Origin of the sequence: Runella limosa DSM 17973 (assembly GCF_000482465.1) — a bacterium.
GTDB classification, from domain to species: domain Bacteria; phylum Bacteroidota; class Bacteroidia; order Cytophagales; family Spirosomataceae; genus Runella; species Runella limosa.
Map to the genome: position 1 here is coordinate 25,694 of NZ_AXVJ01000068.1, position 8,930 is coordinate 34,623.

12 protein-coding genes are annotated in these 8,930 nt (G+C 45.0%); 1 reads left to right on the forward strand and 11 read right to left on the reverse strand.

The features are described 5' to 3' along the window. Nucleotides 1-66 precede the first annotated feature (66 nt). Entirely contained in the window at nt 67-1,206 is a 1,140-nt protein-coding gene (locus K339_RS0108435; RefSeq protein WP_028523214.1) for a cysteine desulfurase family protein, read from the forward strand. 57 nt (nt 1,207-1,263) lie between these two features. Here the strand turns inward: K339_RS0108435 and K339_RS0108440 are convergent, their stop codons facing one another. The 11 genes from K339_RS0108440 to K339_RS0108490 form a co-directional block, all read right to left on the reverse strand. Next, the gene (locus K339_RS0108440; protein WP_028523215.1) at nt 1,264-1,653 is read right to left on the reverse strand and encodes a VOC family protein; all 390 of its coding nucleotides are present in this window, start codon (nt 1,651-1,653) and stop codon (nt 1,264-1,266) included. Between the two features lie 16 nt (nt 1,654-1,669). Next, nucleotides 1,670-2,797 (reverse strand): FAD-dependent monooxygenase, encoded by a 1,128-nt coding sequence (locus K339_RS0108445; protein ID WP_028523216.1) that lies wholly within the window; start codon nt 2,795-2,797, stop codon nt 1,670-1,672. 84 nt (nt 2,798-2,881) lie between these two features. Beyond that, entirely contained in the window at nt 2,882-3,478 is a 597-nt protein-coding gene (locus tag K339_RS0108450; RefSeq protein ID WP_051397885.1) for a Crp/Fnr family transcriptional regulator, read from the reverse strand. Between the two features lie 29 nt (nt 3,479-3,507). After that, the gene (locus tag K339_RS0108455) at nt 3,508-3,939 is read right to left on the reverse strand and encodes a DUF4180 domain-containing protein (protein WP_229598715.1); all 432 of its coding nucleotides are present in this window, start codon (nt 3,937-3,939) and stop codon (nt 3,508-3,510) included. A 22-nt stretch (nt 3,940-3,961) separates the two neighbouring features. Beyond that, a complete protein-coding gene (locus K339_RS0108460; protein ID WP_028523219.1) occupies nt 3,962-4,390 on the reverse strand; it encodes a hypothetical protein in 429 nt (142 codons plus the stop codon). 12 nt (nt 4,391-4,402) lie between these two features. Next, entirely contained in the window at nt 4,403-4,813 is a 411-nt protein-coding gene (locus K339_RS0108465; RefSeq protein WP_028523220.1) for a lipocalin-like domain-containing protein, read from the reverse strand. A gap of 77 nt (nt 4,814-4,890) precedes the next feature. After that, a complete protein-coding gene (locus K339_RS0108470) occupies nt 4,891-6,240 on the reverse strand; it encodes a flavin monoamine oxidase family protein (RefSeq protein ID WP_028523221.1) in 1,350 nt (449 codons plus the stop codon). A gap of 226 nt (nt 6,241-6,466) precedes the next feature. After that, entirely contained in the window at nt 6,467-7,219 is a 753-nt protein-coding gene (locus K339_RS32995) for a hypothetical protein (protein WP_037299699.1), read from the reverse strand. Between the two features lie 20 nt (nt 7,220-7,239). Next, on the reverse strand, nt 7,240-7,797 hold the full coding sequence (locus K339_RS0108480) for a DUF4256 domain-containing protein (protein ID WP_028523222.1): 558 nt from the start codon (nt 7,795-7,797) through the stop codon (nt 7,240-7,242). A 34-nt stretch (nt 7,798-7,831) separates the two neighbouring features. Beyond that, nucleotides 7,832-8,290: an SRPBCC family protein gene (locus K339_RS0108485; RefSeq protein WP_028523223.1), complete on the reverse strand. Its 459-nt coding sequence runs from the start codon at nt 8,288-8,290 to the stop codon at nt 7,832-7,834. A gap of 6 nt (nt 8,291-8,296) precedes the next feature. After that, nucleotides 8,297-8,620: an ArsR/SmtB family transcription factor gene (locus K339_RS0108490; RefSeq protein ID WP_028523224.1), complete on the reverse strand. Its 324-nt coding sequence runs from the start codon at nt 8,618-8,620 to the stop codon at nt 8,297-8,299. Nucleotides 8,621-8,930: the final 310 nt, after the last annotated feature.

Sequence of the window (8,930 nt, forward strand, 5' to 3'; positions counted from 1 at the left end):
ATTATCTTTTGAAAGCAGTAAACCTTCGAGAGGATGGCATTATTTTCGCAAAAAAATAACGACCCTATGCGACTCCCTGTGTATCTCGATTACAACGCCACAACGCCCGTGGACCCGCGGGTGTTGGAGACCATGTTGCCTTGGTTTACGGAGCAGTTTGGCAATGCGGCAAGTCGGACGCATTTGTACGGCTGGACGGCAGAAGAAGCAGTAGCTACGGCACGAAAACAAATAGCAAAGTTACTAAATGTAACCCCTAAAGAAGTGGTGTTTACCAGTGGAGCTACGGAGGCTAATAATCTAGCTATCAAGGGAGTGTTTGAAAAAAAGAGCCATGTAGGAAGGCATATCATCACCGTAGCTACTGAACACAAAGCGGTGCTTGATACCTGCCATCATTTGGAACAGCTAGGAGCAGAAGTTACTTATTTGGTGCCTGCGGCCGATGGGTTAATTAGTCCTCAGCAAGTGGCTGAAGCTTTGCGGTCGGATACTATTTTGGTATCGGTGATGTATGCCAATAATGAAATTGGGGTGATTCAACCCATTCGAGCCATAGCGGAGATAGCTCACCAAGCGGGTGTTTTGTTTCATACGGATGCTACGCAAGCGGTTGGAAAACTGCCGATTGATATGCCATTGGAAGAGATAGATTTGCTGAGTTTGTCGGCCCATAAGTTGTACGGTCCCAAAGGAATAGGAACGTTAGTGGTGCGCTCAGGTATCGAAATTGCTTCGCAAATGGATGGGGGAGGGCACGAACGCGGGCGACGTTCGGGGACGCTCAATGTGCCTGGGATTGTGGGGCTTGGGAAAGCGTGTGAATTGGCGCATAAAGAAATGAAATCAGAGTCAGCGAGATTGGAGATACTTCGCAATCGGCTTGAAAGTGAGCTTTTGCAGCAACTCCCTGAAACGTTTGTCAATGGGAATACAACGTCGCGATTGGCGCATTTGACCAATATTTGTTTTGAAAACGTGGACGGCGAAAATTTGCTGCTGAGTCTACGCGACGTGGCGGTCTCGACGGGGTCGGCTTGTACCTCAGCATCGGTATTGCCTTCGTATGTGTTAAAAATTCTCGGCCTGACCGACGACCAAGCGTATGCGTCTTTGCGGATGAGTTTAGGGCGTTTTACGACCGAGGAAGAGATAGAATTTGCTATCCAGCACATCGTAGAAGTAGTGCAAAAAATGCGTGGGTAGCCACCTCCCGAAAGTTTTGAACTTTCGGGAGATTTAACTTTCGGAAAGGGGAAAAAGCTATTTATGCTCAATCAAATCCCACAAATTGCCGTATAAATCTTCAAATACAGCCACCGTACCGTAGGATTCTTCGACGGGCTGGCGAACGAATTTGACGCCGTTGTCGAGGTATATTTGATAATCACGCCAAAAATTATCCGTACTTAAAAACAGAAAAACTCGTCCTCCCGTCTGGTTACCAACGCGGCTTTGTTGCTCTTCATTGGCTGCTTTCGCCAGCAAAAGCGCACACCCAGAAGTACCTTTAGGCGCTATACGCACCCATCGTTTGGTGTCGCTGAGACGGGTGTCTTCGAGTAAATCAAACTGTAGTTTTTGAGTGTAAAAAGCAATGGCTTCGTCATAATCGGCCACTACCAAAGCTAGGTGTGCAATGTGTTGTTTCATGGGTTGATATTTTCTGCTAAACAGTTGCTAACCGAAAAACAGTTTCCATTTGTTTCTGATTTGCGATAGGCGGTACGAGTTTAAGTAGCGCATTCCGCACCCAAATTCCCCAATCGTTTTCGAGTTGAGAAAGTTGCCCCATTCGCCAGCTAGTATCTACAATCATGCGTGCTTTCTTTTGGCGGAGGCGTTGGTATTCGGCAAAAGTTTTTTCGAGCGGTAACCCCTTATCCAGCAATTTTCCCAGTACGTACGCGTCTTCTACAGCCTGACAAGCGCCTTGACCCATGTTGGGAGTGGTGGCATGAGCCGCATCACCTACCAAACAAACACGGTCAGCGTGCCATTTGGCAATGGGTTTGAGGTCAATGATTTCACTTTCAAAGAGTTGCTGTTGAGGGGTATTTGAGATAATTTCTAAAATATCCCGATGGAAGTCTCCAAATACATTCACCAAGTTGACCCCGTGGGTCGTAAACGAAAGCGAGTTGATAAGGGCGTACCAGTACACTTTTTTGGCACCTATTTTGACAAATCCAAAACGTTTTCCTTTACCCCAAGCCTCTACGGGAGCGTTGTGGTGGCGCTCGTGGAGGTCCATTTCACAGATGCCCCGCCAGCAGTATTGGTGAGCGTTGCGCAGTTGACTTTGTTCAAAAAGTTGATTCCTAACCACTGATTTAATCCCATCTGCTCCGATAAGAACGTTGGTTTGGATGGCTGTATGGTCATCAAAATAGAGGGTAAAATCGTCGTTTTTTTCAATGCGAGAAAGCCGTTTAGATAAATGAATGTGCTCATAACCAACGGCATCGGCAAGGATTTGCTGCAACGCTCCGCGGTGAATTGCCACGTTATGTACGCCGTATTTCGCTTCAAAAGAATGTAAATCAATCACCGACAAATCGTGAAGCTGTGGGTCGGTAATACGAAGGCGAGAGATTTTATTCCCTGCTTTTTCGATGGCAGATTGTATCCCTAGTTGCTGAAAAACCTGCATGGCATTGTTGGCCATGATAATTCCCGCACCTACAGGTTTGATGGCGGGAGCACCTTCATAAATAGCGACGTCGATGTTGCGTTGTTGGAGGGTAAGTGCTGTGGTTAGGCCACCAATTCCCGCTCCGATAATGGCTGTATTCATAAAAAATGGGTTGAATGCGTTGTCAGACGGCAGTCAGACCGTGACCGTGGGGCAAAGGTAGATAGACGAAACCCTAAAAAACGTTCACCTAAGGTAATTAATCGTCAGGCGTTTGCGGATTCGGCTGAGTGATTGAGGAGTGACGCCTAGATAACTAGCGATGAATTTTTGAGAAAATTTCTGAAAGACAATTGGATGGTCGGTCAGTAGGTTTAGGTAACGTTTTTCGGGCGAAAAATAAAGTAAATCCTCCACTCGCCGCTTGGCCGATAAATAGACGCGGTCGGCGATGTGTTTTTCAAATTTTTGCCAAAACGCGTTTTTCTGGTAAAGCGCTGCAAGGTCATTTTTGTGGATGAGATATACCAACGAATCTTCCGTGGCTTGAATGTTGAGTTTGGTAGGAGTGCCAAGTAAGACGCTTTCGTAGTCGAGAAAAGCGAGGTGTTCAAGGCGGCCGTTGAAATGGAACAAAAAGCTAATGTCTTCCCCATTTTCATTGATATAAAAGGTGCGTAAGGCGCCTTCGATGACCAGACCTACGTGGGTACAAACCTCGCCTTCTCGCAACAAAAACTCCCCACGACGCACTTTTTTTGAAAAAGTAAGTGCCAACATTTCTTCGATGTAAGAGCCATCTATCCCAAAAGCCTGGGCAAGTTGGGCTTGTAGCGTAAGCATAGGCAAAAGCAATTGAATACGCTACAAGTTTAGAAAGAAGTTGTTAAAACACGAAAAGCTTCTTCGCGGCTTGCCACAAAGTTGATTCGTTTGAAGCGATTGCTTTCCTTGATGAAGTCTTTGAGACTGCTACTGGTATATTTTGTAAAATCTCCGACGATGGCTAAATAACCATTGTAAGTCGAAAATTTTTGTAAAATCTCACCTGCGAGCTTGGTTTTGAGGTCAAAAAAATCGGATGAAAAGTGCTCTTCGCGAAGGATAATTTTGGCCGTGTCGTAGTTGTAATTACAATTCATGAGCAACTCTAGCGCGTTTTGAGCGCTTGAAATAAGAGAATTGTCAGCATCCACGACGGCAATTTTTTCGTTATTGATGTCAAAAAGAGTGATGTTCATTCGTTGGTAGGAATCTATAATAACGCCATCCATGTCAAAAATGACGGCTTTGATTACGGACATACTGCGATTGTCTAAATGAATCCTAAAACGTGATTTCTTGCTCTAAGCCTCGAATTCGAAGCCGTCCAGAGGGGACTTCTTTCTTCAGGGTGGACAAATCAAAGCAAAAATCTTTATAATCGAGCCTTTTGCAAGCGTTTTGTGTGGTAAAAACGATGCGCCCTTCTCGGTAAACTCCTTTCGAGTCTTCTCGCCGAGAAGGGTCAACGTACAAAGCAAAGGCGTGGTTGGGGTCGCAACCTCCGCCGTAGGCAAAAGAAATGGTGAGAACGTGGTCGGAAAGTTGGGTGGATTGGATGTTAAAAAGGTCGAGACCAGTGGGTGCGTCGAGGTTGGAGGTAAGTTGAACGGGTGCACATACGCCTTTTCGCTCGGCTTTTACATCCGAAGAAGTTTCGCAAGCAAAGCAGCAAGTGAGCATTACAACGAACAAAAGCAGGGCGGTTTTCATGGCGATGGCGTTTTACTGTTTTTCAAAAAGGTACTCCCCTCTTCCCGAAGGGTTGAGCACCAATCGAGTTGGGCTGAGAGAGGTAAGGTCGATGAGTTGTCCATTAGAAGAAGACATACACACGGCACGAATGCGCACTTGGCTGCCTTCTACTGCGTAGCTACCACCTCCGCATCCCAAAAAACTGTAGTCGATGGGGCGGGTATTTTGGTAATATTCGTTAAATTCATTTTTCTTGGAAAACGAAATAAATACTCCCTTGTCATTGGGAACGGTGGTTTGGGTGCAGGCTGAGGTACCTGTAGATTTACAATAGGAAATCAACTTCCAAGTTCCCGTTAATTCTTTGTTAGTGCCCACAGAATCAGAGGATTGGCAGGCGGTGAAAAGGCTAACAAAAATCAAGTAAACAAAGCGGCGCATAGAAAAGGAATGGGTTGTTTTTCTCTAAGACGCGGCAAGTTGGCAGAAGGTTGGAAAGGAGATATTGTATTGACTGATTACAGTAAGGCAATGATTTTGTCGGCTTCGCGGATTCCGCTCAGATAGGCACCGTGGGCAGTTGAAAAATAATCGACTTCGGTATGTTCACCCCCAAAAAATAGCTTATTGTCAATTTCTTCGGCAAGGTCTTCAAAATGGCGCATTTCGGTGCCAACGGCGGTGTACGAATACGCGCCAAAGGAGTTTTCGTTGGTACTCCATCGGGTACGGAGCAAACGCGTTGGGTTAGGAATCGACGACCCGTAGATGTCCCTTAGGTGCCCCATAATTTCACTCGTGACTTGAGGATCCGTCATGGTTTCGGTTTGCCACCCGTAGTCGGCGTAGGCAAAGGTCATGAGGGCGTTGGTAGTCGGTTGAAACTTTTTGACGTTGACAAAATAATTAAACTTGTCGCGTAGTTCGGGGGTGTACGAAATGTACTGAACGTCGTCCCAAAAAGCGGTTTCCCACGTCAATAAAAACTTGTTGACGCAATTCATACCTATTTTCTGGATGGCTGTTTGCTTGGCAGAAGGTAAACTGGGGGTAAAAACAATTTTGTTGTTTTTTAATACGCCAAGTGGCACAGTAACAATCACAAAGTCGGCTGGAGTGACGGTGTTATTGTGGGTAATATTGACGGTTGCCCCGCTGTAATCAATGGCCGAAACGCGTTGGTTGAAGCTCACAGACAGGTTTTTGGCTAAATAAGTAGCAACGGTGTCGTAGCCATTGGTAGCGATTTTTTCTACACCCTCGAATACTTCCCCCTCGTTGTAAAGTGTTGATGACAACGTGTTTAAATCACCTGTGTCGAAAGTGAGGTAGGTAGAAAGAAAAAACTTCCACAGGCGATCGTTCTTCTTTTCGGGGTAAAGCTGATTAAATACTTGCTCAAAACTTTGGCTGTCGCTACCCTTTTTCATCATCGAACCGAGGACAGTATAAAACTCGTCTTCGGCTGAGTCGTAGGTGGAGGTTTTTCGGGTGATTCCTCCAATGTCGTACGATTTCATGCTTTCATCAAGCGTCTGAAACGTCGTCATGCCTGCCTCTTGTGCCAGCGTGGTGATGGGGTTGCCGTCGATGCCATGAATCCAACTGGCGCCTTCGTCAAACGGAATCGCTAACGAACGATTGGTGCGCACTCGTCCACCCACTTTGTCTTGTGCTTCCAAGATGCTCACCTTAAAACCTGCTTCTTGTAGTTTTTGGGCTGCTGCCAAACCCGAAATACCCGCTCCAATCACGATGACTGTTTTATCGGCAGGATTGATACCATTTTCTGCTTGGCAGGCAGTCGTCCAATAGGAGGAAGCCAAGAGCGAAGCAGGAATGCTTTTTAGAAAAATTCGCCTTTTCATCGTTTTTATTTTGGGACGTAAAAATTCCCAAAAGGTACTGTTGTCGTACTATGCCCGAATACTTTTACATCCTCAAAAACCGTGTCGAATCCGTGCCATCCGTGTACTCAGTAGTAAAGCAAAAGTTCTAGAGGAACTCAAAGTAGCCCCTCAGTAGAGGCGCAACATTTGTAGTAATTCAAGATAGCCTCGGCAGAGGCGCAACATTTGTAGTGATAAATTGGGATTAGTAAAGTAAACTCGCTTTCTGAAATAAAATTTCTTTTTTCCCCTTAAAAATTCGCACAAAATAGCGGGGTAGCTCCTCACTCATGGAATTAAATGAACACTCGTAGGTAAACTCTTTGTTCTTGAATCGGTAGTTGGGTTCTTGGGCTGTTCCATCTACCAAAAACTCACCTTTGGGGATGATGATGTCGGGTTTAGAACTCATTTTGTTGGGCAATGTCCAAGAAGCATAACGGTAGGTGTTGTCTTTCATTTGATCGACCCGAATAAGAAATTTACTGGTTTTAAAAACTAAAATGGGTTGGTCGAATTCCTTCAAACTGCTGTGAAGCGTAGTGCGAATTTCTTCAATCCGTGCCTGTCTTTTGCTTTCTTCGATTTTTGATGAATAGTTGACCGCCCGCAAATCCCCATCTTCGTTTAGCCAGAGTTTTCCATTGGAAAACATAATTCCCCGCCATCCCACAGTTGCCCAGTCCTTGGAAAGGTTTGATTTCGAAATCATTTGAGTAAACGCAGCATCGAACACTTCATGGTAGCGTTTGATAAATTCGCTCTTGTTGCGAATCGGTGGGAGAGGGTAGTTCCTATTGAGCGGATAACTTACTCCATCGGCCAGTTTTTCCTTTTTCTGATTTTTTATACAGTCAATAAAAAAACGAATGTGCGCTTTGTTGGTTTCCAACATTTCTTGCGTGTAGGCTGTACCAATGTAGCTAACAAAGACAATCAAAGAAATTAAAATTCTCATCGACTTTTGTGTAAAATATTTTAGACTCGTAACAAACCCCGAAATCCGCGCGCTGCATAATACGATTCGGCGCCGTTGTGGTACACAAAAACGTGGTCGTAGCGGCGGTCGCAGAAAAGAGCCCCGCCAAGTTTGCGGATAGCGGTAGGCGTTTGAATCCAGCTGGAAGTTTTGGTATCAAACTTCCCAAGCAACTGGAGATTTTTGTACTGTTCTTCCGTCAAAAGTTCAATCCCAATTTCTTCCGCAAATTCCAACGCATTATTGGCGGGTTTGTGTTCTTTGCGGGCGTCGAGGGCAGCACGGTCGTAGCAAAAACTACGGCGTCCTTTGGGACTTTCAGCCGAGCAGTCAACGAAAATATACTCATCGGTCGCAGCGTCGTAGCCTATCACGTCGGGTTCGCCTTCGGATTCTTCCATTTCATTGAGCGACCACAGTTTGTCAGGGTTCGCCTCAATTTTGGCTAGTACGTTTGACCATTCTATCCCAGCATGGCGAATTTTGTTTTTTTCAAAACGAGTGTTCAACGTTTTTATTAGCGCTTCACGGCGTTCTTGGGGTAATTGCTTGTTCATGTGTATGCTGTTTTTTGTTTTTTTGGAAAATGAATTAGTTGGTAAAAAACGCCTGCAATCGGTTGTGAGCGAGGTTGATGCCCATCGCAAACGGCATTTGTAGCAATTGATTTCGAGAAGCGATGGATTTAAAAACAATGTGCATCGTCAGTTTGCTGGTTGTTTCAGTGAGTTTTTCAAATTCTAAAAATTCAAGCTGCACGGGAAAAGCGGTATTTTCCATCTCGAACGTGCGAGTTATTTTTTGATTGAGGCAAAACTCGTGTACGACTCCACTAAACCGATGGACGTGGCCGCGCGGGTCGGTGGTTTCAAACTGGTATCCACCGTGCGCATAATTTTCTAGTTTGAGCACTTTCGTTCCCATCCACTGTTCGACGATTTCAGGAACCATGTAGGCTTTAAAAAGAAGTTCAACGGGTAAATCAAACACTCGGGTAATGAGGATTTCTTGCTTCCCTTCTTCGGCATGGACGTTGGTTTTTGTTTCCATCAGGAGTTATTGATTGGCTTGATAGGTTTTCATGATGGCTTCTAGCTTGTTGAATCGGTCGTCCCAAAAGTGGCGGAAAGGTTCAATGAAGTCGGCAATTTCTTTCATCTTTTGTGGGTTGAGGTGGTAATAAATCTCTCGACCGTTTTGGTGTTGCGACAGCAGTTCGCACTCGGTAAGAATCTGTAAATGTTTGGAAACGGTAGGGCGCGCGGTGTCAAAATTGGCCGCAATGGCTCCCGCAGTCATGGCCTGCGAAGCAACCAACATCAAAATGGCTCTGCGAGTAGGGTCGGCAATGGCCTGAAAAACATCTCTTCGTAGGTTCATTGTGTAGTTATTTGACTACAAATATATATGTAGTTATTTAGCTACGCAAATTTTCTTTCAGACTTTTTGAGTAATATCGAAACTTGGAAAGTCTGATTGAGTCCAAAACGAGACTTTCCAAGTTTGAAAAGGGAAGTATAAAAACTTGGAAAGTCTAACTCGGTCCCAAAACAAGACTTTCCAAGTTTGAAAAGGGGAGTATAAAAACTTGGAAAGTCTGAATCTAGCCCGCTAAAAAGTTGGACACAAATTAGGGTATAACTTTTAAATTTGTGATTCAATGGGAAAGCATCAAAAATCATGGAGCCAG

What these genes read in the sequence shown, in the direction of transcription:
- K339_RS0108435 (WP_028523214.1), top strand. Translation starts at nt 67, where the DNA reads ATGCGACTCCCTGTGTATCTCGATTACAACGCCACAACGCCCGTGGAC.
- K339_RS0108440 (WP_028523215.1), bottom strand. Translation starts at nt 1,653, where the DNA reads ATGAAACAACACATTGCACACCTAGCTTTGGTAGTGGCCGATTATGAC.
- K339_RS0108445 (WP_028523216.1), bottom strand. Translation starts at nt 2,797, where the DNA reads ATGAATACAGCCATTATCGGAGCGGGAATTGGTGGCCTAACCACAGCA.
- K339_RS0108450 (WP_051397885.1), bottom strand. Translation starts at nt 3,478, where the DNA reads ATGCTTACGCTACAAGCCCAACTTGCCCAGGCTTTTGGGATAGATGGC.
- K339_RS0108455 (WP_229598715.1), bottom strand. Translation starts at nt 3,939, where the DNA reads ATGTCCGTAATCAAAGCCGTCATTTTTGACATGGATGGCGTTATTATA.
- K339_RS0108460 (WP_028523219.1), bottom strand. Translation starts at nt 4,390, where the DNA reads ATGAAAACCGCCCTGCTTTTGTTCGTTGTAATGCTCACTTGCTGCTTT.
- K339_RS0108465 (WP_028523220.1), bottom strand. Translation starts at nt 4,813, where the DNA reads ATGCGCCGCTTTGTTTACTTGATTTTTGTTAGCCTTTTCACCGCCTGC.
- K339_RS0108470 (WP_028523221.1), bottom strand. Translation starts at nt 6,240, where the DNA reads ATGAAAAGGCGAATTTTTCTAAAAAGCATTCCTGCTTCGCTCTTGGCT.
- K339_RS32995 (WP_037299699.1), bottom strand. Translation starts at nt 7,219, where the DNA reads ATGAGAATTTTAATTTCTTTGATTGTCTTTGTTAGCTACATTGGTACA.
- K339_RS0108480 (WP_028523222.1), bottom strand. Translation starts at nt 7,797, where the DNA reads ATGAACAAGCAATTACCCCAAGAACGCCGTGAAGCGCTAATAAAAACG.
- K339_RS0108485 (WP_028523223.1), bottom strand. Translation starts at nt 8,290, where the DNA reads ATGGAAACAAAAACCAACGTCCATGCCGAAGAAGGGAAGCAAGAAATC.
- K339_RS0108490 (WP_028523224.1), bottom strand. Translation starts at nt 8,620, where the DNA reads ATGAACCTACGAAGAGATGTTTTTCAGGCCATTGCCGACCCTACTCGC.